The organism is Pseudomonas sp. DWP2-2 (assembly GCF_049897065.1).
GTDB classification, from domain to species: Bacteria; Pseudomonadota; Gammaproteobacteria; order Pseudomonadales; family Pseudomonadaceae; genus Aquipseudomonas; species Aquipseudomonas paracarnis.
Window position 1 is genome coordinate 164717 of the sequence record NZ_JAFCVN010000006.1, and the last position, 26542, is coordinate 191258.

Here is a 26542-nt window from a genome sequence, read left to right on the forward strand (position 1 = left end):
GAAGTCATGTTCAAGCGAAACACCAGAGCCCTGGGGGGCGCCGCCTTGTGCGGCGCCCTGCTGGTCAGCGGCTGCGCCAATCAGATGTCGCAACGCAGTGAGCACGAGGAGCGGGTCGAGCGTAAGTTGCTCGACCACAGCCTGCAGATCGATGTAGGCGAACCCACAGTGCTGGAACTGCCGCAACGCCGGGTTCGCATTCATGAGCAGAAGACCTTCGAGGTCACCGAATTCGAAGTCACCCGTCGTTATGACCGCTACACGCCCTACCAGCCCTGGCGCAAACTCTACGAGATGCCCTTGGGTGCCGTGGCGCTGGTGGCGGGCGTGGGTGCCAACGTGGCGAATATCTTCGCCCTCGGCAACCTGCCCACGAGTGTGACCCATGACTGGTTGAGCTACGGCGTGGACGGCATCAACCCGTTCATGAACGTGCAATCCCACGGCCGTGCACAACAGAACCTGGCGGCTATCGATGAAGTCCAGCGTGACAAGCGCCTGGAGTATTCGAGCCTGCCCTGGAGCGAGCGCCCGGTGCAAGTCACTGCCGGCAAGCAGACCCATGAGCTGACCACCGACCGTAACGGCATCCTGCGCCTTAACCTGTTGGACAGCCCCTTTGCCGAGCAGGACCTGAACCGCGTCACCACGCTGAAAATCACTGTGGCGGATGGCCAGGACGACGTGCATACCGACTCGACCCTGGCGGTCAGCAACACGCTGCGCAGCAAGCTGCTCGAAGCCCATGCCCTGATCTATGACGACCTGGAAGATGACGAAGTGAACCAGTGGGTACACCGGGTCAAACGCCTGTCGGAGCTGGGCCTGGAAGAAGAAGCCAGCGAGCTGGAACAAAGCCTGATCGAACTGACGCGCAATGATCCGGAGTTGCAGCAGGAGTTTGTGCAGGCGTTGACCAAGGACGGGGGGCGTTTGGTGGCGGATCCCGGCGCACGCTGATCGCTCAATACCTGTGAAGATCAAACTGTGGGTGCTGGCTTGCCTGCGATAGCGGTGTATCAGTTAAAGCATTCGTGACTGACACACTGCTATCGCAGGCAAGCCAGCTCCCACATTTGTTTCGGGTTTTTACCAGGAAAACTCGAGCTGTTCGTTGCCGCCGCTCAGGTCCAGCAACCGTACGCCTATCCCCAACAACCGCACCGGCTTGCCCCCGCGATTGAACGCCTGGGTCATCAACTGTTCATAACTCTCCAGATCCCGCCCTGCCCCCGCCTGCTCCAGCGTCGTCTGGGTAAAGTCATGAAACTTCACTTTGACGAACGGCTTGCCCGCCCGGTAGCTGCTGTCGATACGTGCCATGCGCCCGGCCAGGGTCTCCATCAGTTCCGGCAGCTTCGCCAGGCAACTTGAAAGATCGGGCAAGTCCACGTCGAAGGTATTTTCTACACTGATGGATTGCCGCCGGCTGTCGTTTTGCACCACACGATCATCAATCCCACGGGCCAGGCTCCAGAGGCGCTCGCCAAAACTGCCGAATTCGCGCACCAGCGCCAGTTTGTTCCAGTCGCGCAATTGCAGGCAGTCTTCGATGCCCAGGCGCGCCAGCTTGTCAGCGGTGACCTTGCCCACGCCATGCAGCTTGCTGACACGCAACTGCGAGACAAAGTCTTCAACCTGATCCGGCGTGATCACAAACAGGCCGTTGGGCTTTTTCCAGTCGCTGGCGATCTTGGCCAAAAACTTGTTGGGCGCCACGCCGGCAGACACAGTGATATGTAACTGGTTGGAGACCCGGCGCCGAATGTCCTGGGCAATACGCGTGGCGCTGCCGCCAAAATGCGGGCTGTCAGACACGTCGAGGTAAGCCTCATCCAGCGACAACGGCTCGATCAAGTCGGTGTAGTCGCGAAAGATAAGCTGGATTTCTTTCGATGCCTCTTTATAGGCATCCATGCGCGGCTTAACGATGGTCAAGTCCGGGCACAGCTTCAGGGCGTGACGTGACGACATCGCCGAACGCACCCCATACGCCCGTGCCTCATAATTGCAGGTGGCGATCACGCCGCGCCGATCTGCCGAGCCACCGACAGCCAAGGGCTTTTGCGCCAGGCTCGGGTCGTCGCGCATCTCGATGGCGGCGTAGAAGCAATCACAGTCGACGTGGATGATTTTGCGCTGCGTCATATAAACGGGGTGTTAACCAACGGGTGGCCAGTATCGCACTCACCCCTGTATATAGCACCAGTAGTTTGAATCTTCTGTCTGAGCGGTAGGAAGTTTTGTAGATGAATATATTTTCTCAATCGAATCCAGCATCCCAATAGAGCTGAAAGCCTTGCCCTGCCTGGCTTCAAGCCCTCAAGAAGCCTCTCATCAAGCGCTAACCAATTGAAGCAAAAGCGCTTTTCTTCGATTCACAGGTTGACACACTCGCGTTCCTCTGTAGAATGCCGACACACAGACGCGGGATGGAGCAGTCTGGTAGCTCGTCGGGCTCATAACCCGAAGGTCGTCGGTTCAAATCCGGCTCCCGCAACCAAACATCAAAAAAGGCTACTCGAAAGAGTGGCCTTTTTTGTGCGTGTTCGTTTTGCGCCTGTACACCTGCACAATGCAGCCAACACCTTGATTTCAGAATAATTAGCGCTTATTCCAGCGATCGGCTCATTAACGGTTGACACCCCGCCATTGGGCTGTAGAATGCCGCCCACAGACGCGGGATGGAGCAGTCTGGTAGCTCGTCGGGCTCATAACCCGAAGGTCGTCGGTTCAAATCCGGCTCCCGCAACCAAACATCAAAAAAGGCTACTCGAAAGAGTGGCCTTTTTTGTATCTGGCGAAAAAGTTCTTCTGAAACAATGGCATGGCATCTTTCATGAAACCGTAGACGGTTTGCAGAGTCCATCTCATTGCACGCTATGCTCAATGCTCAAGCGCTACCCCTCTACGACCAATGGCCGCAGTCGCCGCGCCCGGTGATCCGCGTTAATATTTGTAATTATTTTGTCCATAGGGATTGGTAACTTGGCTGGATACCTCCATCCTGTCGCGCACAATCCACGAGGTGATTGATGCGCGCCAACTCGTCTGAACCACAAGACACCGTCACAGCAGAACAACCGATCACTCCCACCCGTTTGCGGTGGCTGGACCTGTTGAGCAAGTACCGCCAGCCCATCGGCCTGGCCGTGACGCTCCTGCTGTTTGCAATCGCCCTGATCGCCTGCCGGCACCTGCTGCTAGAGCTGGACCTCTACGCCCTGCACGATTCGATCCTGGAAGTGCCCAAGCCTGCCCTATTGGGGGCCTTTGCGGCGGCAGTCGCCGGTTTTGTGATCCTGCTCGGCTATGAATTCTCCGGCGCGCGTTATGCCGGCGTGCAATTGCCCGCCAAGACCCTGGCCCTGGGTGGCTTCACCGCCTTTGCTATCGGCAACGCCATTGGTTTGTCGATGCTCTCGGGCGGTTCGGTGCGTTACCGTTTATATGCACGCCATGGCATCGGCGCCTCGGAAGTGGCGCACATGACCGTGTTCGCCAGCCTGGCCCTGGGCTGTGCGCTGCCGCCGCTGGCCGCGCTGGCCACGTTGAGCAACTTGCCAGCCGCCTCCACTTACCTGCATTTATCGCAAAGCCTGCTCGGCGGCATTGCCGGCGCCGTGCTGCTGTTGTCGGCCCTGCTGTGCATCGGCATCTATCGCCGCCGCCTGCCGGAACAGCCCTACCCCGACAACCTGCTGGTCAAGGCCGGGCGCCGCACCCTGCGCCTGCCTGGCCGACGCCTGACTTTCCTGCAACTGATCATCACCGCACTGGACGTCGCCGCAGCCGCTACCGTGCTGTATCTGCTGTTGCCCGAAGCGCCGCCCTTCGGCCCGTTCCTGTTGGTGTACCTGCTGGCCCTGGCCGCCGGTGTGCTCAGCCATGTGCCGGGCGGCGTGGGCGTATTCGAAGCGATCCTGCTGGCGGCCTTTGCCGACAAACTCGGTGCCGCGCCCCTGGCTGCTGCCTTGCTGCTGTACCGCATGATCTACGTGGTGCTGCCACTGTTGATCGCTTGTGTATTCCTGCTGGTCAACGAGGCCCAGCGCCTGTTCCAGACCCAGCAAAGCCTGCGGGTAGCGTCGGGGCTGGCAGCGCCAGTATTGGCCGTCCTGGTTTTTTTGTCCGGCGTGGTCCTGCTGTTTTCCGGCGCCACGCCAGAGATCGACTCACGCCTGGAAAACATCGGCTTCCTGATTCCCCATCGTCTGATTGACGCGTCGCACTTCGGTGCCAGCCTGATCGGTGTGTTGTGCCTGTTGCTCGCCCAGGGCCTGCGCCGGCGGTTGTCGGCCGCCTGGATGCTGACTATGGTGTTGCTGCTGGTTGGCGCCCTGCTCTCGCTGCTTAAAGGCTTCGACTGGGAAGAAGCCAGCCTGATGACCATGACTGCAGTGCTGCTGGCCATCTTCCGGCGCTCGTTCTACCGCGCCAGTCGCCTGACCGAGTTACCGTTTTCGCCGCTGTACCTGGTGGCCAGTGTCTGTGTGCTCGGCGCCTCGATCTGGCTGCTGCTGTTTGCCTATCAGGACGTGCCCTACAGTCACCAACTCTGGTGGCAGTTCACCCTCGACGCCAACGCCCCGCGTGGTTTGCGTTCGCTGCTCGGCGCCGCCGTGTTGCTGGTGATCGTGTCGCTGACCTGGCTGCTGCGCACGGCACGCCCGGTCATCCACCTGCCGACCCCGGAAGAACTGGAGCGCGCCAGCAAGATCCTGATGGCCTCGTCCCAACCTGACGGCGGCCTCGCGCTCACCGGCGACAAGGCGCTGCTGTTTCACCCCAACGATGAAGCCTTCCTGATGTATGCCCGTCGCGGGCGTAGCCTGGTGGCTTTGTACGACCCGATCGGCCCGACCCAACCCCGCGCCGAGATGATCTGGCAGTTCCGCGACCTGTGCGACATCCACCACGCCCGTCCGGTGTTTTACCAGGTACGCGCCGAGAACCTGCCGTATTACATGGACATCGGCCTCACCGCGATCAAACTGGGTGAAGAAGCCCGCGTCGACCTGAAACGCTTTGACCTGGAAGCCAAGGGCAAAGAAATGAAGGATTTGCGCTACACCTGGAACCGTGGCACCCGGGACGGCCTGTCCCTGGAAATCTGCGAACCGGGCAAGGCGCCGATGGATGAATTAAAAGTCATCTCCGATGCCTGGCTTACAGGTAAGAATGTGCGGGAAAAGGGCTTCTCCCTGGGCCGTTTCAGCGATGACTACCTCAAGCACTTTCGTATCGCGATCATTCGCTTCGAAGGGCGCCCGGTGGCCTTCGCCAATTTGCTCGAAACCTACAATCATGATCTGGCCAGCCTCGACCTGATGCGTGCCCACCCGGACGCGCCCAAGTTGACCATGGAGTTCATGATGGTGGGCCTGATTCAACATTATAAGAGCCACGACTACGCGCGCTTCAGCCTCGGCATGGTGCCGTTGTCGGGCTTGCAACCGCGCCGTGGCGCACCGCTGACCCAGCGCCTGGGCTCGATGGTGTTCCGCCGTGGCGAGCAACTGTATAACTTCCAAGGTTTGCGCCGCTTCAAAGACAAGTTCCAGCCCGACTGGGAACCCCGTTACATGGCCGTGCCCGCAGGACTGGATCCGCTGGTGGCATTGGCCGATACCGCCGCCCTGATCGCGGGCGGCTTGACTGGATTGGTGAAACGCTGATGATTCGACGCTCCTGGCGGTATGTATTGGCTTTAGTGGTGCTGCTTGCGCTGATCGCGGCGGGTGGCTTCTGGTACTGGAACCGCCCTGCTCCGCAACCGACCCTGGAGCACTTGCCCCAGGCCGACGGTTCGGTAATGACCCGCGTAACCCCGGCCAGCAACGCGAAAGCCCGCGTGGCCGTGGCGGTGATGGCCGACGAAACCCTGACCGACAGCCAACTGATTGCCCTGAGCCAGGGCGGTTCAGCGCAACTGGTTCAGGTGGTGCTGCCAAAAGATGACTGCGCACTGCAGGAAAAAGCCCTGCAAGGCGCCCTGGCCCAGCTGAAAGGCCCGGCAACCCTGGTCAGCGGCATCGGCCCTGGCGCCGCACTCGCCTGGCGCTGGCTGGCCACCCAGAACGACGACAAGGCCAACGCCATCTCCGTGGGCTTCGCCCTGAAACAGGAAGGCTGCAACGACCCGCTGCCGAAAACCGCCGCCCATGGCAGCTGGCTGGTGGCGTGGAACGATAACCCCGACGATGAAAGCGCCAGTTTCGTACGCGACACACCGCGCGCCACCACCAGCATCAGCGACTACGACATTCATTACCCACAGGTGCTGAATAACGAACTGCGCAAGCAACTGGTCGGTTCGGACAACGGCGGCCTGGCGATTCCGGTAGTGGAAGTACCCGCCGGCCAAGCCAAGGACACCGTGACCCTGTTCCTCTCCGGTGACGGCGGCTGGCGCGACCTGGACCGCGACGTGGCGGGCGAGATGGCCAAGATCGGCTACCCGGTGGTGGGCATCGACACCCTGCGCTACTACTGGCAGCACAAGACGCCAGAGCAAAGTGCCAAGGACCTCACCGAGCTGATGCAACACTACCGGCAAAAGTGGGGCACCAAGCGCTTCGTGCTGACCGGTTACTCGTTCGGCGCCGACGTATTGCCGGCGATCTACAACCGTATGCCAGAGAACGAACAGCAACGGGTGGACGCGATCATCCTGCTGGCCTTCGCCCGCACCGGCAGCTTTGAAATCGAAGTGGAAGGCTGGCTGGGCAACGCCGGCAAAGAAGCCGCCACCGGCCCGGAAATGGCCAAGCTGCCGCCTGAGAAAGTCGTGTGCATCTACGGCGCCGAAGAAGTCGACGAGAGTGGCTGCACCGACAAGACCGCCGTGGGCGAAGCCATGAAGCTGCCGGGCGGGCATCACTTCGATGAGAACTACCCGGCGCTGGCCAAGCGGTTGGTGGATATTATCGTCAAGCATCAGGCCAAAGCCGAATAATTCCAGCTTAATCCAAGACCCAATGTGGGAGCGGGCTTGCCCGCGATAGCGGTGGCTCAGTCACAGTAGCGTTGACTGACACTCCGTCATCGCGGGCAAGCCCGCTCCCACAGTGGTACGTGGTGTTGATGAAAACTAGCGCGGTTCGATGTGCGCAATCATCAGTTGCACTGTCTCATTGCCACGAAATTCATTCACATCCAGCTTGTAGGCCAATTCCACCCAACGCACCGTCGGGTTTGGCCACACTTCGCGGTCCACACCAAAGGCGATGCCATCGAGCTTCACCGACCCGCATTCGCTCTTGAGCACCACTTTCAAATGCCGCTCACCCACCACCCGCTGCTCCACCAACTGGAATACCCCGTGAAACAATGGCTCGGGAAAGTGCTGCCCCCACGGGCCGGCATGGCGCAGGGCGCGGGCCAGTTCCAGGTGAAACTCTTCCACCGCCAGGGTGCCGTCTGAAAGCAGGCGACCGGTGAGGTCTTCTTCGCGCAGTTGCCGGCGCACTTCGGCATCGAAGGCTTGCGCAAACAATGGGAAGTTGGCCTCGGGCAAAGTCAGCCCCGCCGCCATGGCGTGGCCGCCGTACTTGGTGATCAGGTTGGGGTGCTGGCTGGCGACGACCGCCAGCGCATCGCGGATATGAAAGCCTTGCACCGAGCGTCCAGAGCCCTTGAGCAGGCCATCACCGGCATCGGCGAAGGCGATGGTCGGGCGGAAATAACGCTCCTTCATACGTGACGCGAGGATCCCGATCACCCCTTGGTGCCACTCCGGGTCAAACAGGCACAGACCGTACGGCATCGACTCCACCGGCAGGTCCTTGAGCTGGGCCAGGGCCTCGCGTTGCATGCCTTGCTCGATGGATTTACGGTCCTGGTTCATGCCGTCCAGTTGCGCGGCCATTTCCCGTGCGGCGGCGAAGTCCGTGGTAAGCAGGCATTCAATGCCCAGGCTCATATCGTCCAGGCGCCCGGCGGCATTCAGGCGCGGGCCGAGGATAAAACCCAGGTCGGTGGAGGTGATACGCGCATGATCACGCTTGGCCACTTCCAGGATCGCCTTGATCCCCGGCCGCGCCCGACCGGCCCGAATACGCTCCAGCCCCTGGTGCACGAGGATGCGGTTGTTGGCGTCCAGCGGCACCACGTCAGCGACGCTGCCCAGGGCCACCAGATCAAGCAGTTCACCGATGTTCGGCTGGGGCTTGTTGTCATACCAACCCAGGCTGCGCAACCGTGCACGCAGGGCCATCAATACATAGAAGATCACGCCGACGCCGGCCAGGGCCTTGCTGGGAAATGTGCAGCCCGGCTGGTTAGGATTGACGATGGCGTCAGCGGCCGGCAGTTCATCGCCGGGCAAGTGGTGGTCGGTCACCAGCACCTGCAACCCCGCCGCTTTCGCCGCCGCCACGCCTTCGACGCTGGAGATACCGTTGTCCACGGTGATCAGCAACTGCGGCTCGCGCTCCAGCGCCACCGCGACGATTTCCGGGGTCAGGCCGTAGCCGTATTCGAAGCGGTTGGGCACTAGGTAATCGACATGGGCCGCGCCAAGCAAACGCAGGCCCAGGGTGCCCACGGTACTCGCCGTGGCGCCATCGGCGTCGAAGTCACCGACGATCAGGATGCGCTGACGCTGCTCCAGGGCCGTCACCAGCAAGTCCACCGCGGCGTCGATGCCCTTGAGCTGCTGATAGGGAATCAACCGCGCCAGGCTCTTGTCCAGCTCGGCCTCCGACTGCACCCCGCGTGCGGCGTAAAGGCGGGTCAACAGCGGCGGCAGTTCACCGAGAAAAGGCAGGACGGCGGGCAATGGGCGGGGATCGATACGCATGGGGTGACGGGAGCTTCTCTTCTAATACATCGGTTAAACACAGATAGTGAACGCAACAAGATCAAATGTGGGAGCTGGCTTGCCTGCGATGCATACGACTCGGTACATCAGACACACCGAGTGGATGCCCTCGCAGGCAAGCCAGCTCCCACCTTTTCAACCGCGCTCGCCGACCAGCCATTGCAGTTGCACTTCATGCTGGCCACGGTCATCGGTCACAAAGATCGTGCCTTCGCTGATCATCACGTCCCACTTGATCACCCGCGGCATGTCCTTGGCCAGGGTCTCCAAGACTTCCTGGGGCACGGCAGCGATGTGCACGTTTTTCAGGTTGTTGGCCACCGGCACCACCTTGCCTTCCCACACGCGCAGGCTGCCATAGGCCAGCAGGCTGGTGCGTTCGGTGCGGCGCGAGCACCAGGTCAGGCGGTCGGCATCCGGCTGGCCGACTTCGATCCAGTGCAAAACCCGATCATCCAGGCTCTTTTCCCAAAGGGCCGGTTCGTCCACATCCGACAGGCCACGCCCGAACGCCAATTGCTCGTTGTACCAAAGGGCGTAGGCCAGCAGGCGCACGGTCATGCGCTCTTCGGTTTCCGAAGGGTGGCGGGCGATGGTCTGTTTGACGCTCTCGTACACCGAGCGGTCGAGGTCGGTGAGGTTGAGTTCGAATTTGTAGGTCGTGGACGGCTGGGCCATGAACGGGCTTCTAAAGACAAGGAAAGGCGGCCAGTCTAACCGATGGCGAGGGCATTGAACGAATACTGCGCTGCATCCGCGCGGCTCGCCTATGTTAAAAAGCAGTACATCAACATCCCGCGCTTGTAAGGATCCCCATGTCGCTCACTGCCAAACCACTTGCCGGCCTGAAAGTCATCGAGCTGGGCACTTTGATCGCCGGCCCGTTTGCCTCACGCATCTGCGCCGAATTCGGCGCCGAGGTGATCAAGGTCGAATCCCCGGACGGCGGCGACCCGCTGCGCAAATGGCGCAAGCTGTATGAAGGCACTTCGCTGTGGTGGTTTGTGCAGGCGCGCAACAAGCAGTCGCTGACCCTCAACCTCAAGCACCCTGAGGGGCTGGCGATCCTCAAGCAACTGTTGGCCGACGCCGACATCCTGATCGAAAACTTCCGCCCAGGCGTGCTGGAGAAACTCGGCCTGAGCTGGGAAACCCTGCACGCCCTCAACCCCAAGTTGGTGATGGTGCGCCTCTCGGGCTTCGGCCAGACGGGGCCGATGAAGGACCAGCCGGGGTTTGGCGCGGTGGGCGAGTCCATGGGCGGCTTGCGCTATATCACCGGCTTCGAGGACCGCCCGCCCGTGCGCACCGGTATCTCCATCGGCGACTCGATTGCCGCGTTGTGGGCAGTGATCGGCGCGCTGATGGCGCTGCGTCACCGCGAAGTCAACGGCGGCCTGGGCCAAGTGGTGGATGTGGCGCTGTATGAAGCCATCTTCGCCATGATGGAAAGCATGATCCCCGAGTTCGATGTGTTCGGGTTTATCCGTGAGCGCACCGGCAACATCATGCCTGGCATCACCCCGTCCTCGATCCACACCACCGCAGACGGCAAGCATGTGCAGATCGGCGCCAATGGCGATGCGATCTTCAAGCGCTTCATGCGGGTGATCGGCCGTGACGACCTGGCGAACGACCCTGCACTGGCCAGCAATGACGGGCGTGACGCTCGCCGCGACGAGCTGTACGGCGTGATTGATCGCTGGGTCAATTCGCTGTCGCTCGACCAGGTGATTGAACATCTGAATAAAGCCGAGGTACCCGCCAGTCGCATCTACAGCGCCGAAGACATGCTGGGCGACCCGCAATTCCTGGCCCGGGAAATGTTCCTCAAGGCGCAGTTGCCGGGCGGCAAGGATTTCAAGATGCCCGGCATCGTGCCCAAGCTCTCGGACACACCGGGCAGTTGCGAATGGGTCGGCCCGCAACTGGGTGAACACAACAGCCAGGTGCTCAATGCCCTGGGCTACGACGCAGCGGCTATCACTCGCCTGCGCGAGGATGGCGCGATCTGACAAATCCCAGGCAAAAAGAAACCCCGAGCAGTGGGGAGACAACTCGGGGTTAAACGTGGTCTACAAAAAGACCCGCACAGCAAGCGACAAGCACCGGAGCACAATGCCTGCTCTTGCTGTTACAAACTCTGACTAACCACCTTGTAGGAAGGTTCCGAAGAAAAATAATGTTTCATGCCAGTGCGCCGCCACGGGTTTGGGAGGCGTTGCGCAAGGCAGCGATGACTGAAGGTTCCAGGCGCCCTTCGGCGATTTTCAGGTCGCGGAGCAGGCAATCCACCACATCCACCAGCGCGCGCTTGTCGCTCAATTGCGCACGATCGACTTCACGTTCAACCACGATGGCGCCACCGGGGTTCTTCACGGTTACCAGGCAGTCGTCGCGCATACCGGCAGAGGTCAGCGTAACCTGATAAGGGCTCAGTGCTTGGCTGAGCAATAGGTTGATACTTTCCATCTCGATCACCACTCAATCATTCGAAAAAGGTTCGAAAAACAAAAATGTCACGAAGAGGCTGACATTCAAGTGACCCGTGCTCAAAGCAGAAAGTTCTACCTTTTGTGTAATCCACTGCTTGAGGAAAACGAGCATGCACGGAAAAGATGACAGAGAAAAAACAACGGCGCACAGGCTAGAATCCCTGGATTGTCCCGGGAGCCTGCCTTGAGAGCTGCGTCTGAACCGCCCTTGCGTATCGTGATTGCCGACGATCACCCGATTTTCCTGATTGGCCTGCGCGCCGTGCTCGAACGTGACCCGCATATCAGCATCGTCGGCGAGGCCAATTCCCCCCAGGCCCTCAGTGCGTTGTTGCAACACTGTGCCTGCGATGTGGTGGTGACCGACTTCATGATGCCCGTCGAGCCCCAAGCCGACGGGCTGCGCTTGATCGAGCAACTGCGCCGGCACTATCCGCACCTGCCCATTGTGGTGGTGACCATGCTCAACAATGCCGGGTTGTTTCATTCCATCCTGGCATTGGGTGTGATGGGCCTGCTGAGCAAGGCCAGCCTGGCCGATGAGCTGCCCCAGGCGATCCGCCAGGTGCGCCAGCAACGCACCTATGTGGCCCAGACCATCCGCCAGGCGCTGAGCCTGGCCGGGGAAGTCGGCGCTGATCGCCTGCACTCCCAGGAGCACCTGTCACCCCGGGAACTGGAGGTGATTCGCCTGTTGGCCAGTGGCATGACGGTGGGCGAGATCGCCGCGCACCTGCATCGCAGCAAGCAGACCGTCAGCGCGCAAAAAGTCAGCGCCATGCGCAAGCTGGGGCTGGCCAACGATGCCGCCCTGTTTATTTACGTGCAGGAACACGGGCTGGCCTAGCCTGGAACGCGATCCATTGCTTGAGCGCCGCGGCGTCCATCGGCCGGGCGATAAAGCAGCCTTGCAGCCACGCCGCGCCCAGTTCGCCCACAGCGTGATAGTCGGCGGCGGTTTCCACGCCGGTGACCACCACGGCAACGTCCAGGCGCGCCGCCATGCTCATGGCGCCCGCTACCACAGCGGCCTTGCGGTCATCATTGGCCATCCCACAGGCAAACGCCGGGGGAATTTTCAGCTCGGTAAAAGGCAGTTCCAGCAAATGCTGCAGGCTGGTGCCGCCCATGCCGAAGTCGCCGATGGACAACTGGCAACCCAACATGCGCAAGCGCAGCAAGCCGGTGACATGGGCGCTGTCGGTTTTCAAGGTCGAGGTTTCCACCAGCTCCAGCGTCAGGCTATGGGCGGGTACACCGTGCAACTGCAGCAGACCTTGCAGCACCTGGGGAAAGTGCTCGCGCTCCAGCATGCGCCCGGGGATGTTCACGGCCACTGGCAGCACCTGGCCGCTTTCGCCCATCACCTGGTTCGCCAGGCCAAGCGCCTGCTCCAGCACGTGCCAGGTAAACGCCTCTTCCATGCCGGCAAACTCCAGTACCGGCAGGAACTCGTCAGGCAGCAACAGCTCACCGTCCGGCAACTGCCAACGCGCCAGCGCCTCCACCCCTTGCAACACACCGGCCTGACTGACGATGGGCTGGTACCAGACCCGGCCACAGGCAGCGATAGTCGCCTGGCTGACATCCGCCGAGGGCGGCAGTTGTTCCCGCTCGCTCAAGCCCAACAGTTGGCGCACGCGCTCCCAGGACAGCACCGGTGGCCCCGGGCGAAAATGAACCTGGCAATCGCTCAGGAGTTGCCCGATCAACTTGGCCGAAGCCGGCTTGGGCAAACACGCCAAGACCTTGAGCCCCAATTGGCAGGCCATGTTCGCCACACCTTCCAGCACGTCGGGCTCGGCGTTGCTGAGCAGGATCAATACTTGGGCCAGGCGGCGTTCCGCCAACTCGCGGATCAATTCCAGGCCATCGCCCTGCTCCAGGTACAAATCGCAGATGGCGATATCCACCGGGCCTTTGCTGTCCAGAGACTGGCGGGCGGTTTCGACCGTTTCCGCGGCCCGTACATTGAACACGCCGTTGGCATTGAGCATCTGGTGCAGAGCCATCAGTTGAAACGGGTTGTCTTCGAGGATCAGGACGTTCAGGGATCGCATGGGTAAGGATGTCGGTACAGGGAAAGTCCTGCACAGTAGCCACATGCTGTGGTGTACCCCATAGGACGTGTCCTAAAAGCTTGCTTAAATGTGGGAGGGGCAAGTCTTGTCGGTCAAGCGCAGATCTCCTGTGGGAGCTGGCTTGCCTGCGAAGGCGGTGTGTCAGTCGCTACATCTGTTACTGCACTACCGCTATCGCAGGCAAGCCAGCTCCCACATTTGATCGTCGTTGCCTTGAGCATTGCGTTCGCTTAGCTGATCGGCATTAAGGTGTCAGGCATCCAGATAGGGTTGCAGGTCGCGACGAAACGCCTTGAGCACCTCGGACAAGCGCAACCAGGGTTCTTCAAGCTCGGCGCCGCGCTGCTCTCGGGCGCATTGCTCAAGGGCGACACAGGCCTTGGCCAGTGGCAGTGCGTCCACCAGCGAGCAAATGCCCTTGAGCCGGTGCAGCGATGCATTCAAGCGTGCCACGTCGCGCTCGGCCAGGGCTCCCGCCAATACCTCGTGTTCGTGGTCCAGGCTCTTGGCCAGTTCCTGCAACATGCTTTGCAGCACCGGGCCATCGGCCTGGGTCATGGTGCGCAGGGCCTGGATATCGAACGAACGCTGGGGCGCCACGCGGGCCAGCACTTGGGTCCAGTGTTCCAGGGTCACCGGCTTGACCAGCAGCTCATCCATACCGGCGTCCTCGCAGCGGCGTTGTTCATCTTTCATGGCGTTCGCGGTGCAACCCACCAGCGCGCTACGAGGCCGTTGCTCCTCGGCTTCGAGGCGCCGTATCGCCGCACTCAAGGCATAACCGGACATGCCGGGCATCTGGCAATCGGTGACCAACACGTCAAAACGCTGCTCACGCCAGCATTGCAACGCGGCCTCGGCCGACTCCAGAGCGACCACTTGATGACCGAGGAACTGCAACTGCTGCGCCAGCACCAGGCGGTTGGCCGCCAAATCATCCACCACCAGTACCGACAGGCTACGCCCCGTCGGTGACAACGTCGCGGTGGGCGTTGCCGGCACATCATCGGTGCTGACCCGGTCCAGGCGCAGGTCAATGCACACCACCGTCCCCTCGCCCACCACGCTGTCGAGGTGAATGCTGCCGCCCATCAATTCCACCAGTTGCTTGCAGATACTCAGGCCCAGACCGGTGCCGCCGTGTTGCGCAGCGGTCAGGGCGCTCACTTGGGTAAACGGCTTGAACACCCGCGGCTGTTGCTCGGCGCTGATGCCTGGGCCGCTGTCCTTGACGCACAGGTGCAGGTATTCGCTATCGGTCTCATCCCGTTGGCAGGTCACGCTGAGGTGAACCCCGCCCCGCTCGGTAAACTTGAGCGCATTGCCCAACAGGTTGTGCATCACCTGGCGTAACCGCAGCGGGTCGAACCAGTAATAACCCTGAGCAGCCGGATCAAACGCCAGGGTCAGATGCAGGCCTTTCTTTTGCGCCGTGGCTTCGAACAGGCTCTGGATACCCTCGAAAAAGCGCTTCAACTCAGTGGTCTGTGGCGCCAGTTGCAGGTGGCCGGCTTCGATCTTGGCCAAGTCCAGGCTGTCGCCCATCAGCGCAATCAGCTCGCGCGCCGAACGATGGGCCACCTGCAGCGCCTCGGAAACCGGCTGGCCGCTTGCCAGACAACGCTCTTGCTCCAGTTCGAGCAAGCCAATGATGGCAGTCATGGGGGTGCGAATCTCGTGGCTCAAGGCCGAGAGAAATGCACTTTTGGCGTAGTTCGCTTCGTCGGCGGCCTGGCGAGCGTCCATCAACTGGCGCTCCAGGTCTTTGCGTTCGTTGATATCGATCCAACCGCCCAACAATCCCTGCAGACGGCCCTGGGCATCAAAAAAAGGCACGGTCCACTGGTAGACGTGATAACTGCCGCCGTTGAGCTCCAATTGCCGGTCGACAAACAACGGCTGCTGCGTGGCCAATTGCTCCATGTGGCCTTCGTGCAGCCGCGCCGCTGTGGCGTCGGGCACGACCTTGCTCTCCATCAGCGTCAGGCCCTGGATCAGCTCCAGCCGGGTCGCCAATTGCTGTTCATAACTTTTATTGCAGGTCACCAGGCGCCCGTCCAGGTCGCGGACGAACAGCGGGTTGGGCATGCCGTCGAGCAGTGCGCGCTTGAACGCCAACTGGTCATTGAGCCGTTGCTCGGCCTCCAGCCGTTGGTGAATCTGGCGCTTGAGCCGGCTGTTCCACACCAGCGACACCAACACAAACAGCAGCGCCGTGGCCACCGTCCAATAGGCCCATGGCGGTACCCGTTGCCAGGCCGGCAGCGGAATCGCCACGGCACCGATCCAACGCAAGCGCAAGGCACTCAACTCAGCCACCGGCAGCGCCTCCAGGGCCTTGTTCAGAATGCTCAGCAGCTCAGGCTGGTCCTTGCGCACCGACAGGCAGTTGGACGACCACTTGCCATCGACACTGCGGCCGATACGCAGGCCATCTTCCGGGTAACTCTGCACTTCCACTTCAGTTTGAATGGTAGCGGCCGCCTCGCCCCGTCGTACCAGCTCACGGGCCTGGTTGTAATTGTCCACCAGGCGCAACGTGATGTTCGGATGCGCATGGCGAATATCATTTTCCAATACATGACGTGCCGGCAGCGCCAGCACCTTGCCGTCCAACTGCTTCAAGCCGGTGAGCGGCGCGGCATCGGCACGCTCGACAAACACCCAGCCGGACCCACCATACCCATGGCTGAAGTTGAGCACTGTGCTGCGCTCGCGGTTAACGGCCAGGGTCGTGTTCATCTGCGCCCTGCCTGTTTCCAGCCATTCCAGGGTTTGCGCGGTGGAGTGCACCTCTTCAAAGATAAATTGCAAACCGGTCATGCGCGTGATGCGATGCAACAAATCCACATTCAAGCCAACCCAGTGGCCATCCTTATCCTTGAATATGTACGGAGACATCTGCTGGGCCACCACCACGACATGGGGATGCTCGCGCACCCAGGCCTGTTGCGACGCCGACAACGCAATGCGCTCACCACTGATACCGACGCCGAGCCCGGTGGTCCAGCGCGCGAGGATTTCACGCTGCACCGACTCGTCGAGGCTTGCCAGCGCGCGATTCATCATGGCCCCCAACAACGGATCTGCCTGGCGGGTGGCGAAGGCAAAACCGATGGGCGCCAGCCGGCTCTGCTCCTTGATCTGCAACCCCAGGTAAGGCCGCAGCGATTTATAGGCGCGCACAATCACTTCGTTGCCGATAAACGCATCGACGTCACCTTGCTTCAAGGCTTCGAGGCCGCTGTAGAGGTTAGGGGCGAGCATGATGTGGCTGTCGGGATACGCCGCGTGCACCTTCTGCACGTTGGCGTAGCCGTCGAGCAACACCAGCTTCTTGCCGGCCAGATCGTCGCCTTGGGTATCGTCGCGACGCAGCACCACCACCGAGCGGTCGGGCATGTAGTCCGGGGTGAATTGCAGGCCGGGTACGTCACGCTCGTAACCATTGGCACTGGTGAGTATGTCGATGGTGCCGTTGCGCAGCGCTTCGACCGCCTGGGCGCGCTCGGAAAAGCCCAGCACTTGCATGGGCACACCCAGCCGTGCGCCAACCAGGCTCAAATAATCGGCGCTGATGCCCTGGTAGCGATTGCGGTCACGGGTGATATCGATCGGCTGGTAGTCATCTATCGAGATGCCCACTTTGAGTGTCCGATGCGCCGCCAACCACTGCTGCTCCGTCGGCGCCAGCGGCATAGGTTCAAGCGGGATAAACGCCGGCACCAGTTTGAACGGCAGGCTGACGGCGGCCAGGCTCATGGGCACCTGGATGAGCCACAACAGGCACACCAGCTTCAACGTCCATTGGATCAAAACCTGCACCGGTTGGGTTTCCTTGATTGGGCGACTGGGCAAGTATGGCTCGCCAGAATGAAAAAGCCCGTCACGAGGACGGGCTTGGCCGACTGCAAAAAAGCTGAATGCATACCTGTAGCAGCCTGATATCCGCCTCATGGTCAGCGGGTGAGTTAGCTGAATGTGGGAGCCGGGCTTGCCCGCGATGCAGACGCCTCGGTATTCAGTCGTACCGAGGCGCCTGCATCGCAGGCAAGCCAGCTCCCACACAAACCCGCTACCCCATTCTTGATTAGAGCGGCTTGCCCCGATTGCCATGCTGGCTGACGAACGCCTGCACCGCCTTCAGGTCATTGGCCAACACGGTGCAGCGCTCTTCGCGCTCGAACAGGTCGGTCAAATGTTCCGGCAGATCCAGCGCCTTGCCAATGCCGGCTTTCTCGACCGCTTCCGGGAACTTGACCGGGTGTGCGGTACCGAGGATCACCATTGGAATATCCAGGCTGCGGCGGCATTCGCGGGCGGCTTTCACGCCGATAGCCGTGTGCGGGTCGAGCACTTCGCCGGTCTCGGCATAGACCTGCGCGATGGTTTCGCAGGTCTGCGCATCGTCCACGGCCAGGGAATCGAACAGCTTGCGGGTTTCGGTCCAGCGCTCTTGCTCGACGCTGAAACCGCCACCTTGCTTGAAGCTGTTCATCAACTCGGCCAGGGCTGCGCCGTTACGACCGTGCATGTCGAACAGCAGGCGCTCGAAGTTCGACGACACCATGATGTCCATGGACGGCGACAGCGTGGCGTGCAGGGTTTCCTTCACATACTGGTTGCCGCTCATGAAGCGATGCAGGATGTCGTTGCGGTTGGTGGCGACGATCAACTGGTTGATCGGCAGGCCCATGTTGCGCGCCAGGTAACCGGCAAAAATGTCGCCGAAGTTGCCGGTCGGCACCGAGAACGACACCGAACGCGCCGGGCCGCCCAACTGCAGCGAAGCGTGGAAGTAGTAGACGATCTGGGCCATGATCCGCGCCCAGTTGATCGAGTTCACCGCCACCAGGCGTGTGCCCTTGAGGAAGCTCTGGTCAGCGAAGCTGTTCTTGACCATTTCCTGGCAGTCATCGAAGTTGCCTTCGATGGCGATGTTGTGGATGTTCTCACCGAAGATGGTGGTCATCTGCCGACGTTGCACTTCCGACACGCGCTTGTGCGGGTGCAGGATGAAGATGTCGACGTTTTCGCAGTGCTTGCACCCTTCGATGGCCGCCGAGCCGGTATCGCCGGAGGTAGCACCGATGATCACCACGCGCTCGCCACGTTTTTCCAGCACGTAGTCGAGCAGGCGACCGAGCAGTTGCAGGGCGAAGTCCTTGAACGCCAGGGTCGGGCCGTGGAACAGCTCCAGTACCCACTCATTGCCGTTCAGTTGGCGCAGGGGCGCGATGGCGTTGTGGGAAAACACGCCATAGGTTTCTTCCAGAATCTTCTTGAAGTCCGCATCCGGAATGCTGCCGGTCACGAACGGGCGCATCACTCGGAAAGCCAGCTCGTGATACGGCAGGCCGGCCCAGGAGGCGATTTCTTCCTGGGTGAAGCGTGGCAGGTTTTCCGGCACATACAGGCCGCCGTCGGTGGCAAGGCCTGCCAGCAGAACGTCTTCGAAATTCAGGGCCGGTGCCTGGCCGCGGGTGCTGATGTAACGCATGACTGGCTCCTCTAAAACATTCTCGAACAGGGGCCGCCGAATGGACGGGGCCCCTGGAACAAATCGGTTAGTTCAAGTGCTCGACGCGAATGCGCACCACCGGGCCGACCACGCCTTGCAGGGCTTCGAGGGCATGGATGGCATCGTTGATGTGCTGTTCGAGCACGCGGTGGGTCAGCAGGATCATCGGCACCTGGCCGTTTTGCTCCTCGACTTCCTTCTGCATGATCGACTCGATGTTGATACCGCGCTCCGACAGGATGCTGGCTACCTGGGCCAACACGCCTGGATGGTCCTGGGCCTGGATGCGCAGGTAGTAGGCACTTTCGCAGGCTTCGATCGGCAGGATCGGGTGGGCCGACAGCGAGTCCGGCTGAAAGGCCAGGTGCGGCACGCGATTTTCCGGGTCGCTGGTCATGGCGCGAACCACGTCCACCAAGTCGGCGATCACCGACGACGCGGTCGGCTCCATGCCGGCACCGGCGCCGTAGAACAAGGTAGAACCGGCGGCGTCGCCGTTGACCATCACCGCGTTCATCACACCATTGACGTTGGCGATCAGGCGGTCGGCCGGGATCAGCGTCGGGTGAACCCGCAACTCGATGCCCGCCGGGGTGCTGCGCGCCACGCCCAGGTGCTTGATACGGTAGCCCAGGGCTTCGGCGTAGTTGACGTCGGCGGTGGTCAGCTTGGTGATGCCTTCGGTGTAGGCCTTGTCGAACTGCAGCGGGATACCAAAGGCGATGGAGGCCAGGATGGTCAGCTTGTGGGCGGCGTCGATGCCTTCCACGTCGAACGTCGGGTCGGCTTCGGCGTAACCCAGGGCTTGGGCTTCGGCCAGCACGTCTTCGAAGGTACGGCCCTTCTCGCGCATTTCGGTGAGGATGAAGTTACCGGTGCCGTTGATGATGCCGGCTACCCAGTTGATGCGGTTGGCGGACAGGCCTTCACGGATCGCCTTGATCACCGGGATACCACCGGCCACCGCGGCTTCGAACGCTACGATCACGCCCTTCTCGCGGGCCTTGGCGAAGATCTCGTTGCCGTGCACGGCGATCAGCGCCTTGTTGGCGGTGACCACGTGCTTGCCGTTCTCGATGGCCTTGAGCACCAGCTCGCGGGCCACGGTGTAGCCGCCTACCAGCTCGATAACGATATCGATCTCAGGGTTGGTGGCTACGGCGAACACATCGTTGGTAATCGCAATACCGGTCGTTTCGAACTGAGGCTTTGGCGAACGCGTGGCAATCTGCGCCACTTCAATCCCGCGACCTGCGCGGCGGGAAATTTCTTCAGCGTTACGCTGAAGTACGTTGAAGGTACCGCCACCGACGGTCCCTAACCCACAGATGCCTACTTTGACCGGTTTCACTGAAGAACTCCCCATGAAACGGCCGACGCTAGGTCGGCCGTGAAAACAGCCGCACAACTGCGGCTCTCAATTAATGACTCGCCGACGGTTCGGCGGGCCATGATCGTCAAAGGCTCAACGATAAATGCTTACTTGGCACCCAGTGCCAGTTTGGCAACTTGCGGCGCCGGCTGGTAGCCCGGAATCACCTGGCCGTCGGCCAAAACGATGGCCGGTGTACCGTTCACACCAATGGACTGGCCCAGGGCGAACTGCTTGGAAACCGGGTTGGCGCATTTGGCCGATTTGATTTCCTTGCCGTCGACCATCTTGTCCATGGCCGCTTTCTTGTCGGCCGAGCACCACACCGCCTGCAACTGCTCGTCACCCGGCGAACCCAGGCCCTGGCGCGGGAAGGCGACGTAGCGCACTTCCACGCCCAACTTGTTCAGTGCCGGGATTTCAGCGTGCAGCTTGTGGCAGTACGGGCACGTGGTGTCGGTGAACACGGTGATGTGGGTCTTGGTCTCGCCAATGGCGGGGTACACCACGGTTTCCGCCACCGGGATACCGTTGATCAGCTTCGACACGCCCAGGCGCTCGGCCTTCTCGGTCAGGTTGACCGGCTTGCCGTCCTTGAGCTGGAACAGGTAGCCCTGCACGATGTACTGGCCATCGGCGCTGGCGTACAGCACACGGCTGCCCTTGAGCTTGACTTCATACAGGCCGGCCATGGGGCTGGCGCTGATGCTTTCGATAGGCGTGTCGAGCGCCAGGTTGGCCAGGCTCTTGCGAATGGTTTGCTCGGCCGCATCATCGGCGACCGCAAAGGTGGAAACCAACGCAATGGCTGCGGCGGCAATAATCTGGGTCAAGCGCATGGGAACTCCTGAAGGCAGAGGCAGGGACGGGAGCAGAATACTGATCTGGAACACAACGGGTGCCGTCCCCTTTGCGAACCGGCAAAGCCTACCACAGTTGGGCGGGAGGGCAGACCGCCACAGCTAAAATGGGCCATTTCTGACGGTTTTATCCGCGCGGGTGGTGCTTGGCGTGCATGTCCTGCAAACGTGCGCGTGCCACATGGGTGTAGATCTGGGTTGTGGATAAGTCGCTGTGCCCAAGCAGCATTTGCACCACGCGCAAATCCGCGCCGTGGTTGAGCAAGTGGGTGGCGAACGCATGGCGCAAGGTGTGGGGCGACAACGCCTTGCCGATCCCGGCCACTTTGGCCTGGTGCTTGATGCGGTGCCAGAAGGTCTGGCGGGTCATCTGCTCGCCGCGCTGGCTGGGAAACAGCACGTCGCTGGGGCGCCCACCCAGCAGTTCGTGGCGCGCATCGCGCATGTAGCGCTCGACCCACACAATCGCCTCCTCGCCCATCGGCACCAGCCGCTCCTTGCTGCCCTTGCCCATCACGCGCAACACGCCCTGGCGCAGGTTGACCTGCTCCAGGGTCAGGCTGATCAGTTCGGTGACGCGCAGGCCGCAGGCATACAGCACCTCCAGCATGGCACGGTCGCGCTGGCCGATGGCCTCGCTCAGGTCCGGGGCCGCGAGCAGGGCATCGACGTCGGCTTCCGACAAGGATTTGGGCAACGGCCTGCCGAGTTGCGGCATGTCGATTTGCAGGGTCGGGTCGACGGCAATGAGTTTTTCCCGCAGCAGGTAGCGATAAAAGCCACGCACGCCGGAGAGGAATCGCGCAGTGGAGCGCGGTTTGTAGTTCTGCTCCAGGCGCCAGGCCAGGTGATCGAGGATCAACTCGCGCCCGGCATTGATCAGTTCGAGGTTTTTCTCCTGCAGCCAGCCGTTGAACAGCGCCAGGTCGCTGCGGTACGCCTGGCGTGTGTTGTCCGACAGGCCTTTTTCCAACCAGAGGGCGTCGAGGAAGCGGTCGATCAGGGGATGGTCAATGGCAGGCATGGGCACTCAAGCGACTTAGCACAAGGCAATACGCGTATTATTTAAGGAACTGTGACAAGAGCCATTAGTCTTTCATAGCCCGCTATTTCAAGGAACAGGAAGCTTTAATGAACGAACAACAGATTTTGTTGGCTTTTGGCGGCATTGGCGTGGCCGCACTCGGCTGCCAGTGGCTGGCCTGGCGCCTGAAACTGCCAGCGATTCTGTTTCTTCTGCTGAGCGGGATTCTGGCAGGGCCGATACTCGGATGGCTCGACCCGCAGGAAATGTTCGGCCCTCTGTTGATGCCATTGGTGTCATTGGCAGTGGCGCTGATCCTGTTTGAAGGCAGCCTGACCCTGCACCTGTCGGAATGGAAGGAAATCGGCAGCGTTGTCCACCGGCTGGTCACCGTCGGCGCACTCTCGACCTGGGCGGTGATCACCCTGGCCACCCACTGGCTGCTGGGCTTCGACTGGATGCTGGCGCTGCTGTTCGGCACCCTGACACTGGTCACCGGCCCGACGGTGATCGTGCCCATGTTGCGTGTGGTGCGCCCCAAAGCCTCCATCGCCAATATCCTGCGCTGGGAAGGCATCGTCATCGACCCGATTGGCGCACTGCTGGCGGTAGTGGTGTATAGCTTCATCATCGCCAGTGCGTCGGGCGATGGTTTGAGCCACAGCCTGCTGACCTTCGGCGGCGTCATCCTCTGCGGCAGCCTGTTCGGCATCGCCGGTGGCTGGGTACTGGGGCAGATCATGCGCCGCCAGTGGCTACCGGAATACCTGCATAACCTGGCGACACTGGCGGGCGTGCTGGGCATCTTCATCGCCTCCAACCAGGTGATGCATGAGTCCGGCCTGCTGGCGGTCACGCTGATGGGTATGTGGATGGCGAACATGAAAGGCGTGGATGTACGGCACATCCTGCACTTCAAGGAAAACCTCAGTGTGTTGCTGATTTCCGGGCTGTTCATCCTGCTGGCGGCACGCCTGGACCTGAACGCCATGATCGCCCTGGGCCCGTTCGTGTTGATCCTGCTGTTGATCATCCAATTCATTGCACGCCCGCTGAACGTGGCGCTTTCGACCTTTGGCTCCGGGCTGAACTGGCGCGAGCGCGCGCTGCTGGCCTGGATCGCCCCAAGGGGAATCGTGGCGGCGGCGGTGTCAGCGATCTTTGCGATCCGCCTGGATGAGGCCGGCCACGAAGGTGCGTTGTTGCTGGTGCCGCTGACCTTCGCGGTGATCATCGGCACCGTGGTGCTGCAAAGCGCCACGGCACGCCCCTTGGCCCGCCTGCTGAAAGTCGCCGAGCCGGCGCCCAGCGGCTTCCTGATCGTGGGTGCGAACGGCCCGGCGCGGGCGCTCGGCAAGGCGTTGCAGCAGTTGGGCAGCCGCGTACTGCTGACCGACTCAAGCTGGGAAAACATCCGCGCCAGTCGTATGGAAGGCTTGCCCACCTACTTCGGTAACCCGGCCTCCCAGCATGCCGAGTCCCATCTGGACCTGGTCGGCCTGGGGCATCTGCTTGCGCTCTCGCCTTCTGGCGAACTGAATGCCTTGGCCACCATGCGTTTTCGCCATGACTTCGGCCATCGCCTGTTCGCCCTGGCCAGCAGCCAGGAAAACCGTCGCACCGACAAGCACAAGGCCAGCCATGAACACCGTGGCCACTTGCTGGGCAGCCAACCCTTGAGCTACACCAAATTGGCCAGCCTACTGGGCCAAGGCGCCGAGTTGTACAGCACTAGCCTCACCGACGGCTTTGGCTGGGAGCAGTACCAGGCGTTGCACGGGGAGCGCGCCACCTTGCTGTTTGCCCGGGACACCAGCGGCTGGGTGCATGTGGTCTCGCCCGAGAGTAACTTGAAGCCTGTAGCGGGCTGGACCTTGCTGGCAGTGATTCAACCGCAGGCCAGCACCGCCGAGTAATCAGTCAACAAAGCCAGGCAGTACCGGGACAGGGCGTTTATCTGCGTCAATCGCGACGAAACTGAACACGCCCTGGATCGCCTTTTCACGGCCATCAGCGCTCATGCTCTCAACGAACACCTCCACCTCGACCTTGAGGCTGGTGTTGCCGACTTTGATCACCCGACCGATCAGCTCAACGATAGAGCCGGCCGGGATCGCGTGATTGAAGTCGATACGGTCGGTGGAGACCGTCACCAAAGGCAAGCGACAGAAACGCGTGGCGGTGATGAACGACACTTCGTCCATCCATGCCAGGGCGGTGCCGCCGAACAGGGTGTTGTGGTGGTTGGTGGTGGGCGGGAACACGGCCTTGGTCACGTGGGTAACGGACAGGTCGGTGCGACGCTGGATTTCTTCGAGGCGGGTGGTCATGGGTCAATACCAACAGATAGGCAAATTTCAGGCACAAAAAAGCAGCCCGTAGGCTGCTTTTTTCTGCATCGGGAAGCTGGACTTAAGCCAGTTTTTCCTTGATGCGAGCTGCTTTACCGGACAGGTCACGCAGGTAGTACAGCTTGGCTTTACGTACGTCACCGCGACGCTTGACGGCCATGCTGTCGATTTGCGGGCTGTAGGTCTGGAAAGTACGCTCTACGCCAACACCGTTGGAGATTTTACGAACAGTGAAAGCACTGTTCACACCACGGTTACGCTTGGCGATTACCACGCCTTCGAACGCTTGCAGACGCGAACGGTCGCCTTCCTTCACTTTCACCTGAACGACAATGGTGTCGCCCGGGGCAAAGGTAGGGATCTCTTTGGTCATCTGCTCTGCTTCGAGTGCAAGGATGATTTTGTTAGTCATGCTGTGCTCCTAAGGTAAGTCAATGGACCTACCATCGATACGTTGTTAACTATCGTCCCGCGCGAGGATGTATTCCTCGAGCAGCTTCTTCTCTTCTCCAGAAAGCGAGCGGCTTTCCAGAAGATCGGCGCGTCGTTCATAGGTCCGACCAAGGGACTGCTGTAAACGCCAACGCCGGATGTGTGCGTGATTGCCACTTAGCAATACGTCGGGAACACGCTGATCCACATACACCTCCGGACGGGTGTAGTGCGGGCAATCCAGCAAACCATCCGTGAAGGAATCTTCCTCCGCGGAGTCCGCATGCCCTAAAGCTCCGGGCAGCAGTCGTGTAACCGCATCTATCAGGACCATCGCCGGCAGCTCGCCGCCAGACAGGACATAGTCCCCAATCGACCACTCTTCATCGACATGAGCTTCAATAAAACGCTCGTCAATGCCTTCATAGCGACCGGCAATCAGGATCAAACTTTCCTCATTCGCCAGTTCGCGTACCGCCGCCTGTTTCAGCTGACGGCCTTGAGGGGACAGGTAAATTACCTTCGCCTTCTCCCCGGCGGCTGCCTTGGCCTGAACCAACGCATCTTCCAGGGGTTTGATCTTCATCACCATGCCCGGGCCACCGCCAAATGGGCGATCGTCCACAGTGTGATGTCGATCCGTCGTGTAGTCTCGCGGGTTCCAACAGGTGAGCTGCAACAGCCCCTGTTTCACCGCCCGACTGGTGATGCCGTACTCGCTGATGGCGGAAAACATCTCGGGAAACAAACTGATCACTTCAATGCGCAAATTAGCCACGCTTAGAAGTCCGCGTCCCATTCCACCTTCATCTCGCCCGCGGCCAGGTCGACGGCCAACACGCATTGCTCGGTATAGGGCAACAGGCGTTCACGGTCATCCAGGCTGCCAGCGCAAGGCTTGACCACCATTACATCATTGGCGCCGGTTTCCAGAAGATGATCGATTTTCCCCAGCAATTGCCCGAGTTGATCAATAACCTTCAGACCTTCCAGCTGGTACCAGTAGTACTCGCCGTCGGTCAATTCAGGGAACAGGTTGCGCGGCACGCAGATCTCATAACCGGCCAGAAGGCGAGCTTCTTCACGGTCATCAAGACCCTTGAGCTTTGCGACCAGGAACTTATCGCTCCCGCGTCCACTGACCAGCTCGACCTGTTTCACACTCCCTTCGCGCTTGAGCGTCCAGGTCTTGTACTGCAACAGGTTTTCAGTCGGATCAGTAAAGGAATACACCTTCACTTCGCCGCGAACGCCATGAACAGAGTAAATCTTGCCGATAACGATCAAATCATCAGCAACAGCTGGCGTCGCGTTCATATTGCTCAGGCTGCGGCCTTAGCCGAGTCCTTCAACAGTTTTGCAACGCGCTCGGATGGCTGTGCGCCAACGCTCAGCCAGTAGGCTACGCGCTCTTGGTTCACGGACAGACGAACTTCTTGACCACGAGCAACAGGGTTGAAGAAACCAACCTGTTCCTTGTGCGAACCGTCACGCGGGTTGCGGCTGTCGGTTACGGTCAAGTGGTAAAACGGGCGCTTTTTGGAGCCGCCAAGGGCAAGACGGATTGTTAGCATGTGAACAT

General features: G+C 60.8%; 21 protein-coding genes and 2 tRNA genes. 8 read left to right on the forward strand and 15 right to left on the reverse strand.

Annotated features, from left to right (window positions below; all coding sequences use genetic code 11):
- Positions 1–6: 6 nt before the first annotated feature.
- On the forward strand, positions 7–960 hold the full coding sequence (locus tag ACP7CZ_RS15710) for a hypothetical protein (RefSeq protein ID WP_057975080.1): 954 nt from the start codon (positions 7–9) through the stop codon (positions 958–960).
- Between the two features lie 129 nt (positions 961–1089).
- On the opposite strand, the gene dinB is transcribed toward ACP7CZ_RS15710, so the two are convergent.
- Positions 1090–2148, reverse strand: coding sequence for a DNA polymerase IV (dinB, locus tag ACP7CZ_RS15715; protein WP_003193948.1), 1059 nt, complete (start codon positions 2146–2148; stop codon positions 1090–1092).
- A gap of 278 nt (positions 2149–2426) precedes the next feature.
- Here dinB and ACP7CZ_RS15720 point away from each other — a divergent pair.
- The 4 genes from ACP7CZ_RS15720 to ACP7CZ_RS15735 all read left to right on the forward strand — a co-directional run bounded on the left by ACP7CZ_RS15720 (position 2427) and on the right by ACP7CZ_RS15735 (position 6958).
- A tRNA-Met gene (locus ACP7CZ_RS15720) sits at positions 2427–2503 on the forward strand.
- A 175-nt stretch (positions 2504–2678) separates the two neighbouring features.
- Positions 2679–2755, forward strand: a tRNA-Met gene (locus tag ACP7CZ_RS15725).
- A gap of 280 nt (positions 2756–3035) precedes the next feature.
- Positions 3036–5678, forward strand: a complete 2643-nt coding sequence (gene mprF / locus ACP7CZ_RS15730) for a bifunctional lysylphosphatidylglycerol flippase/synthetase MprF (RefSeq protein ID WP_014719775.1) — start codon at positions 3036–3038, stop codon at positions 5676–5678.
- A complete protein-coding gene (locus tag ACP7CZ_RS15735; RefSeq protein WP_034128631.1) occupies positions 5678–6958 on the forward strand; it encodes a virulence factor family protein in 1281 nt (426 codons plus the stop codon). The genes mprF and ACP7CZ_RS15735 overlap by 1 nt, the downstream gene beginning before the upstream one ends.
- A 135-nt stretch (positions 6959–7093) precedes the next feature.
- Here ACP7CZ_RS15735 and recJ read toward each other — a convergent pair whose 3' ends face one another.
- Positions 7094–8803 (reverse strand): single-stranded-DNA-specific exonuclease RecJ, encoded by a 1710-nt coding sequence (recJ, locus tag ACP7CZ_RS15740; RefSeq protein WP_014719777.1) that lies wholly within the window; start codon positions 8801–8803, stop codon positions 7094–7096.
- 156 nt (positions 8804–8959) lie between these two features.
- A complete protein-coding gene (locus ACP7CZ_RS15745; protein ID WP_003193952.1) occupies positions 8960–9502 on the reverse strand; it encodes a YaeQ family protein in 543 nt (180 codons plus the stop codon).
- A 137-nt stretch (positions 9503–9639) separates the two neighbouring features.
- Here ACP7CZ_RS15745 and ACP7CZ_RS15750 point away from each other — a divergent pair, with 137 nt between their 5' ends.
- Positions 9640–10839 carry a CaiB/BaiF CoA transferase family protein gene (locus ACP7CZ_RS15750; RefSeq protein ID WP_072447184.1) on the forward strand — a complete coding sequence of 400 codons (1200 nt, stop codon included), beginning with the start codon at positions 9640–9642 and terminating at the stop codon, positions 10837–10839.
- A 172-nt stretch (positions 10840–11011) separates the two neighbouring features.
- On the opposite strand, the gene ACP7CZ_RS15755 is transcribed toward ACP7CZ_RS15750, so the two are convergent.
- Positions 11012–11296 carry a DUF3509 domain-containing protein gene (locus ACP7CZ_RS15755; RefSeq protein WP_020301357.1) on the reverse strand — a complete coding sequence of 95 codons (285 nt, stop codon included), beginning with the start codon at positions 11294–11296 and terminating at the stop codon, positions 11012–11014.
- Between the two features lie 207 nt (positions 11297–11503).
- Between ACP7CZ_RS15755 and ACP7CZ_RS15760 the strand changes: the two genes are divergently transcribed.
- The gene (locus tag ACP7CZ_RS15760) at positions 11504–12166 is read left to right on the forward strand and encodes a response regulator transcription factor (protein WP_034128635.1); all 663 of its coding nucleotides are present in this window, start codon (positions 11504–11506) and stop codon (positions 12164–12166) included.
- Here ACP7CZ_RS15760 and ACP7CZ_RS15765 read toward each other — a convergent pair.
- The 6 genes from ACP7CZ_RS15765 to xerD form a co-directional block, all read right to left on the reverse strand.
- Positions 12135–13379, reverse strand: a complete 1245-nt coding sequence (locus ACP7CZ_RS15765; protein ID WP_054918325.1) for an EAL domain-containing response regulator — start codon at positions 13377–13379, stop codon at positions 12135–12137. The two genes, ACP7CZ_RS15760 and ACP7CZ_RS15765, sit on opposite strands and share 32 nt — an antisense overlap.
- 273 nt (positions 13380–13652) lie before the next feature.
- The gene (locus ACP7CZ_RS15770) at positions 13653–17225 is read right to left on the reverse strand and encodes a transporter substrate-binding domain-containing protein (protein ID WP_262020389.1); all 3573 of its coding nucleotides are present in this window, start codon (positions 17223–17225) and stop codon (positions 13653–13655) included.
- A 265-nt stretch (positions 17226–17490) separates the two neighbouring features.
- Entirely contained in the window at positions 17491–18900 is a 1410-nt protein-coding gene (thrC, locus tag ACP7CZ_RS15775; protein ID WP_072447188.1) for a threonine synthase, read from the reverse strand.
- A gap of 67 nt (positions 18901–18967) precedes the next feature.
- On the reverse strand, positions 18968–20272 hold the full coding sequence (locus tag ACP7CZ_RS15780; protein WP_003193959.1) for a homoserine dehydrogenase: 1305 nt from the start codon (positions 20270–20272) through the stop codon (positions 18968–18970).
- A 128-nt stretch (positions 20273–20400) separates the two neighbouring features.
- Complete coding sequence (locus ACP7CZ_RS15785) at positions 20401–21132, reverse strand: thioredoxin fold domain-containing protein (RefSeq protein ID WP_005791088.1); 732 nt, start codon at positions 21130–21132, stop codon at positions 20401–20403.
- A 148-nt stretch (positions 21133–21280) separates the two neighbouring features.
- The gene (gene xerD / locus ACP7CZ_RS15790) at positions 21281–22177 is read right to left on the reverse strand and encodes a site-specific tyrosine recombinase XerD (RefSeq protein WP_020301360.1); all 897 of its coding nucleotides are present in this window, start codon (positions 22175–22177) and stop codon (positions 21281–21283) included.
- 107 nt (positions 22178–22284) lie between these two features.
- On the opposite strand from xerD, the gene ACP7CZ_RS15795 reads away from it, so the two are divergent.
- The gene (locus tag ACP7CZ_RS15795) at positions 22285–24093 is read left to right on the forward strand and encodes a cation:proton antiporter (protein ID WP_014719784.1); all 1809 of its coding nucleotides are present in this window, start codon (positions 22285–22287) and stop codon (positions 24091–24093) included.
- On the opposite strand, the gene ACP7CZ_RS15800 is transcribed toward ACP7CZ_RS15795, so the two are convergent.
- The 5 genes from ACP7CZ_RS15800 to rpsP form a co-directional block, all read right to left on the reverse strand.
- On the reverse strand, positions 24094–24507 hold the full coding sequence (locus ACP7CZ_RS15800; RefSeq protein WP_003193963.1) for an acyl-CoA thioesterase: 414 nt from the start codon (positions 24505–24507) through the stop codon (positions 24094–24096).
- A gap of 82 nt (positions 24508–24589) precedes the next feature.
- Positions 24590–24940 (reverse strand): 50S ribosomal protein L19, encoded by a 351-nt coding sequence (gene rplS, locus ACP7CZ_RS15805; RefSeq protein WP_003175895.1) that lies wholly within the window; start codon positions 24938–24940, stop codon positions 24590–24592.
- Between the two features lie 45 nt (positions 24941–24985).
- Positions 24986–25759: a tRNA (guanosine(37)-N1)-methyltransferase TrmD gene (gene trmD, locus ACP7CZ_RS15810; protein ID WP_153475158.1), complete on the reverse strand. Its 774-nt coding sequence runs from the start codon at positions 25757–25759 to the stop codon at positions 24986–24988.
- The gene (gene rimM, locus ACP7CZ_RS15815) at positions 25741–26277 is read right to left on the reverse strand and encodes a ribosome maturation factor RimM (protein ID WP_003175898.1); all 537 of its coding nucleotides are present in this window, start codon (positions 26275–26277) and stop codon (positions 25741–25743) included. The genes trmD and rimM overlap by 19 nt, the downstream gene beginning before the upstream one ends.
- A 5-nt stretch (positions 26278–26282) precedes the next feature.
- Complete coding sequence (gene rpsP, locus ACP7CZ_RS15820) at positions 26283–26534, reverse strand: 30S ribosomal protein S16 (RefSeq protein WP_003175899.1); 252 nt, start codon at positions 26532–26534, stop codon at positions 26283–26285.
- Between the last annotated feature and the right edge of the window lie 8 nt (positions 26535–26542).

Coding starts and splice junctions, on each gene's coding strand:
- ACP7CZ_RS15710 (WP_057975080.1), top strand. CDS start 7: ATGTTCAAGCGAAACACCAGAGCCCTGGGGGGCGCCGCCTTGTGCGGC.
- dinB (WP_003193948.1), bottom strand. CDS start 2,148: ATGACGCAGCGCAAAATCATCCACGTCGACTGTGATTGCTTCTACGCC.
- mprF (WP_014719775.1), top strand. CDS start 3,036: ATGCGCGCCAACTCGTCTGAACCACAAGACACCGTCACAGCAGAACAA.
- ACP7CZ_RS15735 (WP_034128631.1), top strand. CDS start 5,678: ATGATTCGACGCTCCTGGCGGTATGTATTGGCTTTAGTGGTGCTGCTT.
- recJ (WP_014719777.1), bottom strand. CDS start 8,803: ATGCGTATCGATCCCCGCCCATTGCCCGCCGTCCTGCCTTTTCTCGGT.
- ACP7CZ_RS15745 (WP_003193952.1), bottom strand. CDS start 9,502: ATGGCCCAGCCGTCCACGACCTACAAATTCGAACTCAACCTCACCGAC.
- ACP7CZ_RS15750 (WP_072447184.1), top strand. CDS start 9,640: ATGTCGCTCACTGCCAAACCACTTGCCGGCCTGAAAGTCATCGAGCTG.
- ACP7CZ_RS15755 (WP_020301357.1), bottom strand. CDS start 11,296: ATGGAAAGTATCAACCTATTGCTCAGCCAAGCACTGAGCCCTTATCAG.
- ACP7CZ_RS15765 (WP_054918325.1), bottom strand. CDS start 13,379: ATGCGATCCCTGAACGTCCTGATCCTCGAAGACAACCCGTTTCAACTG.
- thrC (WP_072447188.1), bottom strand. CDS start 18,900: ATGCGTTACATCAGCACCCGCGGCCAGGCACCGGCCCTGAATTTCGAA.
- ACP7CZ_RS15785 (WP_005791088.1), bottom strand. CDS start 21,132: ATGCGCTTGACCCAGATTATTGCCGCCGCAGCCATTGCGTTGGTTTCC.
- xerD (WP_020301360.1), bottom strand. CDS start 22,177: ATGCCTGCCATTGACCATCCCCTGATCGACCGCTTCCTCGACGCCCTC.
- ACP7CZ_RS15795 (WP_014719784.1), top strand. CDS start 22,285: ATGAACGAACAACAGATTTTGTTGGCTTTTGGCGGCATTGGCGTGGCC.
- ACP7CZ_RS15800 (WP_003193963.1), bottom strand. CDS start 24,507: ATGACCACCCGCCTCGAAGAAATCCAGCGTCGCACCGACCTGTCCGTT.
- rplS (WP_003175895.1), bottom strand. CDS start 24,940: ATGACTAACAAAATCATCCTTGCACTCGAAGCAGAGCAGATGACCAAA.
- trmD (WP_153475158.1), bottom strand. CDS start 25,759: ATGGGACGCGGACTTCTAAGCGTGGCTAATTTGCGCATTGAAGTGATC.
- rimM (WP_003175898.1), bottom strand. CDS start 26,277: ATGAACGCGACGCCAGCTGTTGCTGATGATTTGATCGTTATCGGCAAG.
- rpsP (WP_003175899.1), bottom strand. CDS start 26,534: ATGCTAACAATCCGTCTTGCCCTTGGCGGCTCCAAAAAGCGCCCGTTT.